Annotated in this window: 6 protein-coding genes; 3 read left to right on the forward strand and 3 right to left on the reverse strand. The window is 57.7% G+C overall.

The features are described from left to right. Positions 1 to 37 precede the first annotated feature (37 nt). Both VLX68_04165 and VLX68_04170 read left to right on the forward strand, forming a co-directional pair. Entirely contained in the window at positions 38 to 1,129 is a 1,092-nt protein-coding gene (locus VLX68_04165) for a tetratricopeptide repeat protein (protein HUI91425.1), read from the forward strand. Between the two features lie 107 nt (positions 1,130 to 1,236). Continuing rightward, positions 1,237 to 2,139, forward strand: a complete 903-nt coding sequence (locus VLX68_04170; protein HUI91426.1) for a TIGR01212 family radical SAM protein — start codon at positions 1,237 to 1,239, stop codon at positions 2,137 to 2,139. A gap of 459 nt (positions 2,140 to 2,598) precedes the next feature. Here VLX68_04170 and VLX68_04175 read toward each other — a convergent pair whose 3' ends face one another. Together VLX68_04175 and VLX68_04180 are read right to left on the reverse strand one after the other, a co-directional pair. Beyond that, positions 2,599 to 4,509, reverse strand: a complete 1,911-nt coding sequence (locus VLX68_04175) for a DNA topoisomerase IV subunit A (protein HUI91427.1) — start codon at positions 4,507 to 4,509, stop codon at positions 2,599 to 2,601. A 138-nt stretch (positions 4,510 to 4,647) separates the two neighbouring features. Then, positions 4,648 to 6,453 (reverse strand): DNA topoisomerase IV subunit B, encoded by a 1,806-nt coding sequence (locus tag VLX68_04180; GenBank protein ID HUI91428.1) that lies wholly within the window; start codon positions 6,451 to 6,453, stop codon positions 4,648 to 4,650. Between the two features lie 593 nt (positions 6,454 to 7,046). Here VLX68_04180 and VLX68_04185 point away from each other — a divergent pair. Next, positions 7,047 to 8,129, forward strand: a complete 1,083-nt coding sequence (locus VLX68_04185; protein ID HUI91429.1) for an aldo/keto reductase — start codon at positions 7,047 to 7,049, stop codon at positions 8,127 to 8,129. A gap of 368 nt (positions 8,130 to 8,497) precedes the next feature. Here VLX68_04185 and VLX68_04190 read toward each other — a convergent pair whose 3' ends face one another. Continuing rightward, positions 8,498 to 16,288: a tetratricopeptide repeat protein gene (locus VLX68_04190; GenBank protein ID HUI91430.1), complete on the reverse strand. Its 7,791-nt coding sequence runs from the start codon at positions 16,286 to 16,288 to the stop codon at positions 8,498 to 8,500. Positions 16,289 to 16,536 lie beyond the last annotated feature (248 nt).

Here is a 16,536-nt window from a genome sequence, read left to right on the forward strand (position 1 = left end):
AATAATCCTCAATACCTTTTTAAATGGGAGCGTTTTTATGAAAAAAGCAACCTTCACCTTTATTCTGTCGGTTCTCTATGGCGCGGTGATGCTCGCGGTGCCGGCGCAAGGCCAGAATTCGGTTGAGGAGCTCATGTCGCAGGGAAACAACCTGCTCAAGAACGGCGCATCCACCGAGGCAGCTTCCGTGTACAAGAAAATCCTGGCCAAGGAGCCGAGAAACTTCGAGGCGCAGGCAAACCTCGCCTTTGCCTATCTCCAGGCCGAACGATACGACAAGGCCATCGCGGAATACAACAGGGCCATTTCGCTGGACTCCCGGAACGCAGAATGCTGGGCGAACCTGGGCTTCGCGTATGAAAAGACCGGAAAGTCAAGCAAAGCGGCGGACTGCATTTCCAAATCGGTGGAGCTCAATCCGAGCAACGTGGAGGCGCGCATGAACCTCGCGGCCATGTACGAGAACGCGGGCGCGTGGGACAAGGCGATCGCGCATTACGAGGCGGCCATCAAGACCGACGCCAAGCGCGGGGACGCCTACAGCGGCGTCGCGCGTTGCATGACCGAAAAAGGCAACATCGCGGGCGCGAAGAAATACTGCCAGGAGGCGATCGCCAACGATCCGAACAACGCCGACGCGCACTGGCAGCTCGGCAACATCCTTTGGAAAAAGGAGAACAAGCAGGCCGAGGCGCTCAAGGAATACGAAACGTCGGTCAAGCTCGATGAAAACTCGCAGATCTTTTATGAAAACCTCGCTCTTCTCCAGGATGACATGGGAAAAAAGGACGAGGCGCTGGCCACCTGGAAAAAGTACCTCATCTATCTTAACGACGCGATGAAGAAGGAAGAGGTGCAGCGGCACATCGACAAGCTTGAAGGCCATGAGACATCCGCCTCGACCACCAGCAAGGCTGACGCGAAGGCGAACCGAGAAAAGGCGGCGCAGCAGAGTGAAGAGCAGATGCAGCAGCTCAAGAGCGAGCTGCACAATGAAGGAAAGGGCGAGACAAAGCACATTGACGCGCAGCCAGTCGACGTCGGCTCCGATTTCGACAAGCTGAGCAAGGACACCGGCAACGCGCTCGACCTCCGCCAAGAGGCCAAGAAAAAGTCGGCGGCAAAGTAAGATCGTCAAGAGGGCAATTGCTGATGGGTTTATGGGTTGACGAGGGCCGAACACCATGCGTTGACCCGTAAACCCATTGTCGTATCACCGTACAAAGAACGTCGCCAGTGCTCCGTTACAACTCATACCGCTCCCATCTTAAAAAGCGCTTTGGAAAACCGGTGCTTAAAATTCCGCTCAACGCGGGGTTCTCCTGCCCCAACCGCAACGGCACCATAAGCGCGGAAGGATGTTCGTTCTGCGACAACCGGTCGTTCTCCCCTGTCGCCTTGACCGCCGCTTCCATCATTGACCAGTTGCAAGGCGCGATCGACCGGGACAACGGCAGGCACAGCGCGTATATCGCTTATCTCCAGCCATTCTCCAACACATACGGCGACAGGAAACGGCTCGCTGAAGTGTATGAGCCCGTTATCAAATATCCAGGGATTATCGGGCTTGCGGTTGGAACAAGGCCGGATTGTTTTTCAGAAGGTGTTTTAGACTACCTTGAAGATGTATCGAAGCGAACTTATCTCTCGATTGAAATTGGTTTACAGAGCGGCAACGGTGAAGTCCTCAAGCGCAATAATCGCGGGCATGATGCCGAGTCGTTCATCAACGCTGTCAGTGAGCTTTCCAAAAGGAGAATCGAGGCCGTGGCCCATGTCATGATTGGGCTGCCGTTTGAAACGCGCGGCCAGACAATAAATACCGCGAAGCTCCTCGCCTCGCTTCCCGTCAACGGCATTAAAATCCATCAACTGATGATTATAGCCGGAACCAAAGCGCATGAATGGTATAAGGAAGGGAAAGTGAAGGCATTGACGATTGAGGAATATGCCGACATTCTGTGCGAGTTTTTGTCCTATGTGAGGCCCGACCAGTTGATCCATAGGATCATGGCGGATTCAAGTGTGAAAAACGGCCTCGTTGCGCCGACGTGGAGCGCGGAGAAGGGGAAGGCGATAAAGTTTTTACATGAAGTGATGGAGAAGAAAGGACTAGTGCAAGGAAATTTATATAGGTAAAAATATTCATGGCGCCCGCCGGTCACGACTCCGCGCCCCCTTACGGGCCCGGCCTATCGGCCTCGTTGCCGGACCGCCCGAGTCACCTTTGGCGAGGGGTCGGCCGGCAATTCGCTTTGGCTCACCCTCCGGTCCGCACCGGCGCGAAACATCATTCCGTTTGTTTACTTAGAGACATCCCGAATAAAAACATTTTGTTTTCAGACCAACTTTCAAGTTATAACGTTCCCTTCTTCCACCGTGTAAAGCGCGCGCTGCCACGAGTGTGTCGCCAGCCACTGCTATCGCCCGCAAATCACTATGGTACCGGCGCCAAAGAGGGGGTGTGGGTGCAGATCACCGCCACTCCCTTTTGTCCAGATTGATTTTACTATGAGGGAGTGGCGGAAGCTGCACCCCAGGGGGAGACCTCCCCCTCCAGAAGTTTTTATTTGAGGAAATTAAATTGAAAAAAGAATTTTAATTGGAAAGCTTCAGCACGCTCTGCATCTTCACCGTCTTTGCTTCCTTGTTCGACAATCTCACGCCCTGCGCCTTCACTCCCTTGATCAGGTAGTCCTTGAGGTTGAACTGCTCCTCGAGCACGCGCAGGTACGGTTTGGGCTTGTACTCCACCTGGATGGTGCCCTCGGGCTCGGTGGTGAACATCTGCACCGTTGCGCCCTCGGGCACGAGCTGGTAGGCCTTCTGCATGATGAACTGCTCGATCCGGCAGCGCTTGATGCAGGGGCACATGTTCTCGGGGTCCTTGTAGACAAGCGAGAAAACGAGGTCCTTGTCCGGGAACCCGCAGTGGAGCATGCCCTTGTCCACGAACAGCTTGTCGGGCGCGTTGATCACCGAGTACACGCCGTTCTTGCGGATCACCAGGATGCGGTCGTAGAGCGACACGTCGAACAGGGCAACGCCGTTCACCTCGTAGCCGAGGTACCCGTTGTCGCGGTCGTACCGCAGCTTGAGGTTGCGCTGCGCCACTTCGCGCACGTCAACGCGCTCGAACGACACGACCTCGGTGCGGCGCAGGTATTGCTTGCCGTACTTGAGGATCAGATCCTGCAGAAACCCTATGGTGTAGTCGATGATGTCGTCGAGCGAATGTTTGATCTCCTTGAGCCGCGTCTTGATCTCGTCCATCTCATGCTGGGCTTTGTTGATGTCGTAGGCGGAGATCCGGCGTATGGGGATCTTGAGCAGGGTCTCGACGTCGTCGGGCGTGACCTCACGCTTGATGTCCTTCTGGAAAGGTTCCAGTCCGTCAATCACTGCCTTGACCACGCCCTCTTGCGTTTTCTTGTCCTCGATTTTTTTATAGACGCGGTTCTCGATAAAGATCTGCTCGAGCGTCTTGGCGTGGAGCCGGTCGCGCAGGTGGCCGTCCTCGATCTTGAGCTCGCGGCGCAAGAGCTCCACGAGCCGGTCCGCATTATATTTGAGCACGTCGGACACGCTCATGGTGACGGGCTTGTTGTCCTGTATCACCACGACGTTTACCGTGGTGGAGACCTCGCAGTCGGTGAAGGCGTACAGCGCGTCCACGGTGTCCTGCGTGTGAACGCCGCGCGCGAGGTGGATCTCGATCTCCACCTGCTCCGACGTGAAGTCCTGTATGCCCGCGATCTTTATCTTGTTCTTGCGCGCCGCGTCTTCGATGCTCGCGATGAGGCTCTCGGTGGTGGTGCCGTAGGGGATCTCGCGCACCACGATGCGCTTGTCGTCCCTCGCGTCGAGCCGCGCGCGGATGCGCACCTTGCCGTTGCCCTCGTTGTATTCCGATATGTCCAGCATGCCGCCCGACGGGAAGTCGGGCCTGAGCGAGAACGTGTCCTTGTTGAGGTAGGAGATCTGCGCCTGGAGCAGCTCGATGAAGTTGTGCGGCAGGATCTTGGTGGCCATGCCCACGGCGATACCCTCGGCGCCCTGCGCCAGCAGCACCGGCACCTTGGCGGGCAGGGCAACGGGCTCCTTGTTGCGGCCGTCGTAGGAATCGACGAAATCGGTGATCTCCGGGTTGAACAGCGTCTCCCTGGCCAGCGGCGTTAAGCGGCACTCGATGTAACGCATGGCCGACGCCTCGTCGCCGGTGAGCACGTTGCCGAAATTTCCCTGTTTGTCAATAAACAAGTCCTTGTTGGCAAGGCCGACGAGCGCGGCGAAGATCGACGCGTCGCCGTGCGGGTGGTATTTCATGCATTGGCCCACGGCGTTGGCCACCTTGTGGAACTTGCCGTCGTCCATTTCATGCAGCGTGTGCAGGATGCGGCGCTGCACCGGCTTGAGCCCGTCCGACAGGTCCGGGATGGCGCGGTCTTTGATGACGTAGCTCGCGTACTCGATGAAATAGTTTTTATATAATGCGGGGACGAACGCCATTAGGGCACCTTGGCTCTGGATGTGGTTCTGTCATCCCCGACCCGATCGGGATCCATTTTGCCAAAAAGCAATAATAGATTCCCGCTTTCGCGGGAATGACAAACTGGTCATTAGGATTAGAATCAAGAAAGACGCTCATTAAACCAAATTCTCCATAATGAAGTCCTTGCGCTCGGGCGTGTTCTTGCCCATGTAGAATTCGAGCGTCTCGGGAACGTTCTTGATGGACTTGACGTTTACCTCCACAAGCCGCATGTTCTCGCCGATGAACTGGCCGAACTCGGAGGGCGAGATCTCGCCGAGCCCCTTGAAGCGCGTGACTTCCGCGCCTTTCAGCTCCTTCACCGCAGTGTCGCGCTCCTTCTCGCTGTAGCAGTAGCGGGTCTCCTTGTTGTTGCGCACGCGGAACAGCGGGGTCTCGAGGATGTACAGGTGGTTCGACACTACCACGTCCTCGAAATACGTGAGAAAGAACGTCATGAGCAGGTAGCGGATGTGGAATCCGTCAACGTCGGCGTCGGTGGCGATCACGATCTTGTTGTACCGAAGGGTCTCCATGTTCTCCTCGATGCCGAGCGCCATCATCAGGCTGTAGAGCTCCTCGTTCTGGTAGATGGCCGCGCGGTTGCGCGAGAACACGTTCTCGGGCTTGCCCTTGAGCGTGAAGATCGCCTGGGTCTGCACGTCGCGCGCCGACACGATGGACCCGGCCGCCGACTGCCCCTCGGTGAGAAAGATGGTCGATTCCTCGCCGTGCTTGGAATCGCCCAGATGGTATTTGCAGTCCTTGAGGCACGGGATCTTTATCTCGATGCGCTTGGCGGCCTCCTTGGCCTCCTTCTTGACCGCGTTGAGCTCCTTGCGCAAATGTTCGTTCTGCACGATCTTGCTCTCGAGCGCCTTGGCGCTCTCGGGGTTCTTGTGCAGAAAGTCCACCACGCCCGACTTTACTTCCGAGATCACCCATGCGCGGATCTCGGTGTTGCCGAGCTTGTTCTTGGTCTGGCTCTCGAACACCGGCGCCTTGAGCTTGACCGCGATGGCGCCCGACATGCCCTCGCGCACGTCAAGGCCCGAGTAGTCCTTCTTGTAGAACTCCTGGATGCCCTTGAGAAAGCCCTCGCGGAACGCCGAGAGGTGCGTGCCGCCGTCGCTCGTGAGCTGGCCGTTGACGAACGAGAAGTAGGTCTCGCCGTAGGAGGTGTTGTGCGTGAAGGCGAACTCGAGGTACTTGGTCTTGTAATGGCCGATGCCGTAAACGATCTTGTCGCCCACCTCGTCCTTGAGCAGGTCCAGAAGGCCGTTCTTCGATTCGAACGTCTGCTTGTTGAAGATGAGCTTGAGCCCGGTGTTGAGGCAGGAGTAGATCCAGAGCCTGCGCTCCACGTATTCGTGGTTGAACGCGTATTCGCCGAACAGCTCGGGGTCGGGCGTGAACTCGATGAGCGTGCCGTTGTGCTCGCCCTTCACCGTGCCCTTGCGCTTGCCCACCTGCTTGCCTTTTGAGAACGTGGCCTCGAAATACTCGCCGTCGCGGAACGACGCCACGCGGAAATGCGACGACATGCCGTTCACCGCCTTGGTGCCCACGCCGTTGAGCCCCACCGAGAACTGGAACACGTCGTCGTTGTACTTGGCGCCGGTGTTGATCACCGACACGCACTCTATCACCTTGCCCAGCGGGATGCCGCGGCCGTAGTCGCGCACCGAAACGATCCCCTCCTCGATGGCGACCTCGATTTTCTTGCCGAACCCCATGATGAACTCGTCGATCGAGTTGTCGATCACTTCCTTGAGCAGCACGTAGATGCCGTCGTCCGGGTTGGTGCCGTCGCCCAGCCGGCCGATGTACATTCCCGGACGTAAACGGATGTGCTCGAGGGAACTGAGGGTCTTGATTGTTTTTTCGTCGTAGACCGGGATGTTGAGGCGAGTGTCTGGCATAGGTCTTTTTATATATATTGTAGCACGTTGGCAAAGGCGATACAAGATATTGTATAAATAATATAATTAATGGAAAAAGGAGGATGAATTTTGGAGATACTTTATAGATGTATATGATGTGTATAATAAGAAAACACAAATCTGGTGGGGACACCACTTCGTGGTTTCCCCTGAGGTGCAGCTTCCGGCGCGCCTCGGATAGCTTGAAATGTTCAAAGCGCGCCGGCGATCTGCACCCACACCCCTTCCCCAAAGTCAACTCATCTTTTCCATTATCAAGACAAAACTTCAACTTATACACCTCCGCAACAAACTAAAACCAGGTCCGGAGTCACTACCGCACTTTTACCCATCAAATCTTTCTCGACGCGTTAGGGGCGAGCGGAGGCCGCGCCGGAACGCGGTGCTGCCCGGACCCGGCTTTTTGCGAAGCAAAAAGCATACGGGCCGTGGCAGCCCGAGCCCAAGGCGAGACCGGAGTGAGAACCCACCCCAATGGCTGGCGCAATTTGTTGCGCCAGCCATTGGGGGAACGCCCGTATTTTTTTCTTTGTCTTCAGTATCATTCCACAAGAATTATTTTTTCATTAACCATGAAGCTTTCCAAAATCCTCATCGGCGCCATGAGGTTCAAAGACCGCGCGAGCGCCGCTGAAATCATCCACAAGGCCATTGACTGCGGCTTCAATTACATCGACACGTCGCCGTGCTATTGTTATAAAAGCGAGAAGGAGAATTCGGAGGCGTGGGTGGGCGCGGCGCTTGCAACGGCCGGCTATCGCGAGCGCGTGATGGTGTCAACGAAATGCGCGCCGGGCGACGGCGGCAGGGGGCTCGGGCCTTTCGTGGCGAGCCAGGGGTTCGGCGTGCGCACCACGGCGCACCTTGCGCAGATGTTCAAACAATCGCTTGCCCGGCTCGGCTTGCCGCGGCTTGACTTTTACCACTTGTGGACCACGCACACCAGGGAGCAGTTCGAGGCCGCCATGCAGCCGGGCGGCTGGTACGACGGCGTGATGGAACAGAAACAAAAAGGCATGTTCGACCACCTCGGCATCACCACGCACGCCGACCCGGACACCATCATCGCTTTTTTGGAGACCGGGAAATTCGAGACCGTGACCATGCCGCTCAACGTGATCGACCTCACGCGGCTCAAGACGGTTGACTATTGCGCCAAAAAAGGCATTCCGGTGATCGCCATGAACCCGCTCGCCGGCGGGTTCTGCGCGGCAAATTCAAGGCTCAAGGAGCTCGCGCTGCGTTATCTCATGGCCCTGCCAAACGTGCATATCCTGATCGGATTCTCTGCGGTAAACGAGGTTGACTATGCGAAATGGATCCTCGACACCTCGCCGGAACACAAGCAGACCGCTGAACAGATACTGAAAAAAGTGGACACCCTCATCGGCGCACGGGAGCCGCGGTGCACCGCGTGCGGATACTGCCAGCCCTGCCCGCAGGGCATTAATCTTGGTTCCTGCCTTTCCTATTATAATATCTATAAGTATATGAAGCTGCCGCATGCAAAGAAGGCCTTTAAAGAAAAGCAATGGGAGGCTTCTCTTAAGCTTGACAAGTGCACCGCCTGCGGAACCTGCTCAACGAGATGTCCCAACCAGCTCCCGCTTGACAGAATCATAGCTGACGCGAAAAAGCTTTTGTACGAGAAGTAGATAAAATTCACCACAGAGACACAGAGAGCACAGAGAAGGCAATAATGGAGTTCGAAAGTAATCAACCTCGGCTATTATAATTGTCTTTTTCCGCAGAATAATAGCGCGCGCTGCCACAGTCGTCTCGCCAGCCACTTCTCGTATCCGCGAATCACGGGAGTATTGGCGCCAAAGAGGGGGGTGTGCCCCCGGATCACCGCCGCATCCCGCCGCACATTCTACTTGACATCTGGGATGCGGCGGAAGCCGGGGGCCAGGGGGAGACCTCCCCCACCATATCATTACAAAATATAAAACATGAAATAAAAATGCCCCTCCTCCCTTTCGGGAGAAGGGGCTTAACCTTCCAATAACCGTCTTATAAAACCTTATTTCTTCTTCTTGCCCGACTCCTCAAGAATCTCCTTATTGTTAGGATCAAGCTTGAGCGCCTTGTCAAGATGGAGCTGGTAATCGGCCATGTTCTTCTGGACCTTCGCGAGCTTGGCGAGCCCGAGCTCCGCGAGCGCGTAGTTCGGGTCGGCCTTGAGCGCGCGGTCGTAGAACGTCTTGGCCCACGGCAGCTTCGACTGCATCAGGTACACCTCGGCGCGCTCGTACATCGCCGGCGCGTAGTTCGGGTTGATGTACGAGATCTCCTTATAGGTCTCCACCGCGTCGTCCCACTTGCCCTGGATCGACTGGATCTTGCCGTAGAGCATGAGCGCCGGGATGTTCTCCGGGTCGGTGGCCGTGATGTCCTTGATCGTGCTCTCCGCCTGCGCGTACACGCCGGCCAGGTACAGCGCCTCGGCGTATTTGAGCAGCGTCTTGTTGTCGCGTTTCTTCTGGACAATGGCCGACATCACGTCGAGCGCCTTCTTGGACTGGCCCGTTGACTTGTACAACTCGAACAGCGTCATCTTGATGTTCTCGTCGTCGGGCTTGAGGCGGTCGGCCTTCTCAAGCAGGTCGGTTGCCTCGCGCGAACGATCGGTCTCGATGTAGCCCTGCGCCAGGGGAACCATGAACGCCGGGTCGTTGGGCTTGAGCGAATTGGCCATTTCGAGGAACACCATGGCGTCGTTGACCTTGTGCTTTGAAAGCAGGAGCTCGCCGATCTTCCCCGCCGCGTCCGCGTTCTGCGGGTCGAGCTGAATGAACTTGCGGTACGCGTCGAGCTCCTCCTTGTCCTTGCCGAGCTTGCCGTACACCTGGCCCATCTCGTACCACATGGCCGGGATGGTGTCGGCGAGCGCCGAGCACTTCTTGAGCAACGTGAGCGCCTTGTCAAGCGTCGCCTTCTGCTTGGCATAGTAGAGGCCCGCGGCGAGAAAGCTCTTGTAGTCCCTGGGAAAATTGACCGTGTTTTCCTCGTACATCCTCGCGGCCGCGGCCGGGTTTGTCGCTTCCGTCAATTGGGCCTTGCGCAGCGAGGCGTCTGCGTCATGCACGCTGGTGAACTTCGTGTACACCGTATAGGCCTCGAGCGCCTTTGCCGCGTTTCCGGTTTTATCGTACGAATCGGCGAGCAGCTTCATCACCGTGACGACGCCCGGGTTCTTCTCGGTCGCCTTTGTGTTGAGTTCACGGAACCGTTCGAACAGCTCGATGGTCTTTTTATAGTCCTTGGTGTAATAGCACGCCTGGCCGTAGGTGAAAATGAAGTCCATGGTCCTTGACGCCTCACCCGTCACCATGGCGAGGTACTTGACCGCCTCGTCGTAGTTCTTCGCGTTGAACGCGGCCTCGCCCACCGATTTGGCGACCGTCACGTCCTTCGGGTTCTTTTCAAGGTACTTCTTGTACATCGAAAGCGCCTGTGAGGCCTTGTTCTGCTTCGTGTACAGTTCGCCGAGCGCCTTGTAGTCGGCGGTGGCGTCGGGGTTCATCGCGATCGACTGCTCGTAGGAAATCACGGCCTCGTTGACCTCGCCGTTCTTCGCCTGGCACTGCGCCAGCGAGGAGAGCACGCTCACGTTTTTCGGGTCGAGCGCGAGCGCCTTCTGGTACATCGCGCCGGCCTTGGCATACGATCCCTGCTTCTGGTAGATCGCTCCAAGCGACGCGTACATGGTTGCGTCTGCCTCGCCCGCGGCCACCGCGCCGGCAAGCGCCTTGCCCACCTCCTCGGGCAGGCCTTTCGACATCACGAGCTCGACATACCGTTTGTAAAATCCCTTGATGGCGGGATCGGCCTTGAGCGCCGCGCGGTAGGCGGTGAGCGCGCCGGTCATTTCCTTCTGCTCGTACAGCATGTCGCCGAGGTTCTTCTGCGCCGCGGCATCGGCCGGATTGAGCGCCACGTATTTCTTGAGATACAGGGCCGCGTCGGCATTATTGCCCGCCTTCACCGCGATGTCGTAGAGGGTCTTGAACACATCGGGATTTGTGGGCGTGAGCACCGCGAGTTCCTTGAAAATATCTGCCGCCTTTGTGCAATTCCTGCTCTTATAGCACGCCTGGCCGTAGAGAAGCAGGTAGGAGGCGGTCTTGGCTTCCGGGCCCTGCACCATGGCAAGATATTTTACAGCCTCATCGTAGTCCTTGGCCTTGTATTCGTATTCGCCCACGGCCATGGCGGTTTTGGTGTCATTCGGGTTCTTTTCCAACACCTTCTTGTACATGTTCATGGCCTGGTCGTTTTTGTTCTGCTTGCTGTACAGGTCGGCAAGCATCTTGTATTCCTTGATGTCCGACGGATTGAGGGCGACCACCTGCTCGTAGGTAATGGTGGCTTCCTTGACGTTGCCGCTCTTGGCCTGGCAGAATCCCAGCGCCGACAGCGCCTCGTTGTTGCGCGGGTCAAGCTGGAGCGCCTTGGTGTACATCTCGATGGCCTTCGAGTAATTGGCCGCGTTCTTGTACACGCCGCCGAGGGTCATGTACATCGCGGCGTCGGCCTCGCCCGCCGCAATGGCGCCCTTGAGCGCCTTGACGATGTCGGCCTGCACGCCCTTTGCGGTCACCAGTTCGACATAGCGTTTGTAAAAGCCCTTTGCGGACGGGTCGGCGAGGAGCGCTGCATTGTAGGCCGCGAGCGCGCCGTCGGCGTTTTTCTCTTCGTATAAAATGTCGCCGAGGTTCTTCTGCGCCGCCGCGTCGGCCGGCTTGAGGCTGAGGTATTTCTTGAGGTACACGGAGGCGTCTTTCTTGTTGCCGCCTTCCTTGGAGGAAATATCGTACAGCATCCTGAACACTTCGGGATTGAGCGGCGTCAGCTTGGCAAGCGCAAGCAGCACCTCTGAGGCCTTCTTGAAATTCTTGGCGTTGTAGCATGCCTGGGAATATTTGAACAGGAAGTCGGCGCTGCCGGCCTCGGCCCCGCTCACCATGCCGAAATATTTCATCGCCTCTTCATAATTCTTCTGGTTGTTGAGGTAATCGCCCACGATGAGCGCGATCTTGGAGTTTTGCGGCCGCTTTTCAAGATATTTCTTGTACATCGAAATGGCCTGGCTCGTCTTGTTCTGCTGCTCGTACAGGTCGCCGAGCACGCGGTATTCCTCCGCGGCGTCCGGGTTCATGGCGACCGCCTGCTCGTAGGAGATCACGGCCTCGTTGGTGTTGCCCATCTTGGCCTGGCACTGCGCGAGGGACGAGAGGATCTTCACCCGCTTCGGGTCGAGCTGCAGCGCCTTCTGGTAGTATTCGATCGCCTTTGCGCAAGCGCCTGATTTCGCATTGGTGTTTCCCATGGTCTCGTACATCTGCGCGTCGGCCTCGCCCGCGGCGATCGCACCGCGCATGGCCGGGAATATCTCCTTGGTGAGGCCGAGCGTGGTCACGATCTCAACGTACCGTTTGTAAAAGCCCTTGATTTCCGGGTCCGCCTTGAGCGCGGCCTGATACGCGGCAAGGGCGCCTTCAAAATTCTTCTGTTCGTACAGCAGGTCGCCGAGGTTCTTCTGCGCCGCCGCGTCGCCGGGCCGCAGCGCGACGTACTTCTTGAGATACGCAGCCGCATCGGTCTTGGCGCCGCCGCTTTCGTTGGTGATATCATACATCATTTTATAGATGTCGGCGTTCGCCGGCGTGAGCACGGTCAGCCTCGTGAGCACCTCGATGGCCTTCTTGTAGTTCTTCGCAAAGTAGCACGCCTGTCCGTACTTGAAAAGGAAGTCGGCGTTTTTCGCCTCGGCGCCGCCCACCATGCCGTAATACTTGATGGCGTCGTCGTAGTTTTTCTGGCTGAGCGAGTAGTCGCCCACCGATTTTGCTATGGCGAAATCGGTCGGCTTCTTCTCGAGGTATTTCTTGTACATGGCCACGGCCTGCGACGTCTTGTTCTGCTTGCCGTACAGCTCGCCGAGGGCCTTGTATTCGTCAACCGCCTTGTCGTTCATGGCCACGGCCTGCTCGTAGGAGATCACGGCCTCGTTGACGTTTCCGCTCTTGGCCTGGCAGCTCGCCAGCGCCGTGAGGATGGCGATGTTGCGGGGGTCGAACTGCAGCGCCTTCTGGTACATGTCGATGGCCTTCGGATAGGCGCCCTGGCGCTGGTACACGTTGCCCAGCGAGCTGTACATCGCCGCGTCGGCCTCGCCCGCCGCGACCGCTCCGGTGAGCGCCTTGACGAGTTCCTCGGACGTGCCCTGCGCGCCCACGAGCTCGACATACCGTTTGTAAAAGCCCTTGAGCGTCGGATCGGCCGCGAGCGCCGCGCGGTAGGCGGCAAGCGCGCCCGCGTAGTTTTTCGCCTCATACATCATGTCGCCGAGGTCCTTCTGCGTCGCAGCGTCGCTCGGTTTGAGCGCCGCGTACTTCTGCAGATACGACGCGGACTCGGTTTTCGGGCTGCCGTCCTTGGAGGCGATGTCGTACAGGGTCCTGAACACGTCGGGGTTCTTCGGCGTGAGGGCCGCGAGGCGGACATAGAGCTCCTTGGCCTTCTTGTAGTCCTTGACGGAATAGCACGCCTGGCCGTAGCGGAACAGCAGGTCGGTGTCGGTCGTTTCGGCGGTGGTGACCAGGGCGAAGTACTTGATGGCCTCGTCGTAGTTCTTCTGCGAATATTCGTAGTCGGCGATGGTTTTTGCGATGGACCGGTTGCCGGGCTTCTTGGCCAGGAACTTTTTATAGACCGCGACGGCCTGGTTCGTTTTCTTCTGCTGCATGTACAGATCGCCGAGGGCCTTGTATTCGTCAACCGCCTTGTCGTTCATGGCGACCGCCTGCTCGTAGGAGATCACGGCCTCGTTGACGTTGCCGCTCTTGGCCTGGCAGAACGCCATGGACGAAAGCACGGCCACGTTTTTCGGGTCGAGCTGCATTGACTTTTGATACATTTCGATGGCCTTGGCCCACGCGGCCTGCTTCTGATACACGTTGCCGAGCGAGCTGTACATGGCGGCGTCCGCCTCGTTGGCGTTGATCGCGCCGGTGAGCGCCTTGACAAGCTCCTCGGGCGTGCCTTGAGCGCCCACGAGCTCGACATACCGTTTGTAAAAGCCCTTGAGCGACGGGTCGGCGGTGAGCGCCGCCCGGTACGCGGCGAGTGCGCCGGAATAATTCTTGATGTCGTACATCATGTCGCCGAGGTTTTTCTGGGCCTCGGCGTCGCCGGGCTTGAGCGCCGCGTATCTCTGGAGGTATTGCGACGCCTCGGTGCGCTCGGTGCTGTCCTTCGAGGTGATGTCGAACAGGAGCCGGTACACTTCGGCGTTTTTGGGATTAAGCACCGCAACCTGGGCCAGGAGCTCCTTGGCTTTCTTGAAATTCTTCGCGTAATAGCACGATTGGCCGTATTTGAACATCAGCTCGCCGTCCTTTGCCTCGGCGCCGCCCACCATGGCGTAGTATTTGTTCGCCTCTTCGTAGTCCTTCTGGCCGAATTCGTAGTCGGCCACCAGCTTCGCGATGCGGTATTCGCCCGGCTTCTTGGCCAGGTAGCGTTTGTAAACGCCGACGGCCTGGGCGGTCTTGTTCTGCTGCTGGTACAGGTCGCCGAGCGCCTTGAGCTCGTCGACGGCCTTGTCGTTCATGGCGATGGCCTGCTCGTAGGAAACGATGGCCTCCTTGGCGTTGCCGGTCTTGGCCTGGCAGTGCGCGAGCATGCTGAGCACCGCGGTGTTCCTGGGGTCGAGCTGGATGGATTTCTGGAACATCTCGATTGCCTTGGGGCAGAATCCCTGTTTGAGATAGAGCGAGCCGAGCGAGGCATAGGTCTGCGCGTCGGCCTCGCCGGTGGTGACCGCGCCGGTGAGCGCCGCGGTGAGCTCGGCGGGCTCGGCATTGGGCCCGAGCAGCTCCGCATACCGTTTGTAAACTCCCTTCGCCGCCGGGTCTATCTTGACCACCGCGCGGTAGGCCGCGAGCGCGCCGGCCATTTCCTTCTTTTCGTAGAGCAGGTCGCCGAGCGCCTTCTGCGCGGCGGCGTCGCCGGGTTTGATGGCGACATACGACCTGAGGTAGCCGGCGGCCTCGGTGGTGTTATTCATCTTCATTGCGATGTCGTACAGGTTCCTGAAGATCTCCGCGTCACGCGGCGAGAGCTGCGCAAGCTCCTTGAACTCCTCGAGCGCGGCCTTGGTGTCGCCCTGCGACAGGGTGTAGCGCGCGAGCCGCTGGCGCGATTGGATGTTGCGGGGCTCAAGGGCGAGGATCTTCCGGTCTATCTCGGCGAGCCGCGCCGGCTCGTTGAGCTGCTCATAACATATCGCGAGCTGTTCCCAATATTCCTTGTTGTTCGGCTGCTTGCGCACCATGAACTCGAACTGGTCCTTCGCCTCCTTGTAGTTTTTGTCCTTCATGTAAATGCTGGAAAGAATGACGCGTGGCTCCCAGAGCGTGGCGTCGAGGTGCAGCGCGGACTCGGCCGCGTCGCGCGCCATGTCGGGCTGGTTGAGCTCATAGGCGGCCATGGCCATGCCCTGCGCGGCCGGCGCCGAGCGCTCGAGGGTGTAACTCTTCTGGAAATACTTGGCGGCGTCCTGGTATTTTTTCGCCTTCAGGTTGTAGTCGCCGAGCGCCAGCTGGATCTTGGGATTGTTGGGGTTGAGCGCGAGCATTTTTTCATAGACGACCTTGGCCTTCTCAAGCATCCCGGCCTTGGTGTACATTTCGCCGAGCCTCGCGTAGGCCTCGACGTCCGTGCTGTTGACCTCGAGCTCCCTTTCAAGATAGACCATGGCCTTTTTCGGGACGTCGAGCCCCTCGTAGCAGCGGGCGAGGAGGACATTGATGCCCGGGACGATTTTTCCGGTCGAATCGATTGCGTCGATCGCCTCGAAATGCACGACCGCGGCCTGGTAATTCTTTTTATCGAGCTGATAGGTGCCCACCACTTTGTGCGCATCCAGCACCTCTTTGGCCTTCGAGGGTCCTACTTTGTCAAGAAAGAGCTGGTATGCTTTGGCGATCTTTTCGGGGTCGGCATTGGACTTGGAGAGCGCGGTGGCCCACATGTAGTATTCCTGCGCGCCAAACTGCGGCTTTGACGACGCCTCCTCGAACTCAGCGGCGGCCTCGCCGAATTTCTGTTCGTTGTAATAAATTTTCGCCAGGTCGAAGCTCGCGTCGACCGACGTTGGCTTTTTCTCCTTTGCCAGCTTGAGATAAACGACGGCGGATTCGGGCGGGCTCACCTCGCCGATTTTGAGCGCCAGCACCGGGTCGGGCTGCTTTGCATACACCATCTTGAGCAGTTCCACCGCCTTGGGATAGTTCTTTTCGTTGTACAGAATGACGCCGAGCTCCTTGACCGCGGTGATGTTCGACGGATCGGCCTCAACGACCTTTTCGAGCGCCTTCTTGGCCTCGGCGGGTTTGCCGAGCGCGATGCACGCGCGCGCGTATTCCCAGCTCGCGTCGGCCGTGAAGTTCACCTCAAGGGCCTTTTTCGCCATGGGCGCGGCCTGGGCCGGCTGGTTGAGGGAATTGTACACCTTTGCGATGCCGAGGTAGGCCTCGTAATTCTTCGCGTCCATCCGGGTCGCCACCAGATAGCAGGCGAGCGCCTTCTCGGTAAGGCCCGTCTCAAGGTTGGCGCGGCCGACCTTGACCCATGTCGCCGCGTCGCGCGCCGTGGTAGGAATGTTCTTTTCCGCATAGGCGAGCGCCTCGGTGTATTTCTTCGCCTCAATCAACTTGTCAAATTGCTCGTCGGAATAGGCGAAGGTGGCGGCAAGCAGAATCAGTGCGGAAACAATGTAGCGGATGTGATGGCGACTCCTGGTCATAGATAAGACTCCTTCCACGTCTCTATAAAATAAGGTTCTGTTTTTTCATTAATTAAAGGCAAATATGGCGTGAAGATTAAAAATATATAATATATGGTATATAAGAAAATATTTAAAGTCAAATGTTTAGTGGGAATTTCCTGCAGAAGTTTTTTTATACCGCAACGAGGCTATTGACAACGATTTGCCGGGGAATCCGGGCATGCCCGACTTTTACCGCTCTCACCCGCCGTATTCGGTATACCGTT

The sequence above is a fragment of the Chitinivibrionales bacterium genome (assembly GCA_035516255.1).
In the GTDB taxonomy this organism is placed as follows: Bacteria; Fibrobacterota; Chitinivibrionia; order Chitinivibrionales; family FEN-1185; genus FEN-1185.

Excerpts from the sequence above, each read along its gene's own strand:
- VLX68_04190 (HUI91430.1), bottom strand. The coding sequence starts at position 16,288 with ATGACCAGGAGTCGCCATCACATCCGCTACATTGTTTCCGCACTGATT.
- VLX68_04165 (HUI91425.1), top strand. The coding sequence starts at position 38 with ATGAAAAAAGCAACCTTCACCTTTATTCTGTCGGTTCTCTATGGCGCG.
- VLX68_04175 (HUI91427.1), bottom strand. The coding sequence starts at position 4,509 with ATGGCGTTCGTCCCCGCATTATATAAAAACTATTTCATCGAGTACGCG.
- VLX68_04185 (HUI91429.1), top strand. The coding sequence starts at position 7,047 with ATGAAGCTTTCCAAAATCCTCATCGGCGCCATGAGGTTCAAAGACCGC.
- VLX68_04180 (HUI91428.1), bottom strand. The coding sequence starts at position 6,453 with ATGCCAGACACTCGCCTCAACATCCCGGTCTACGACGAAAAAACAATC.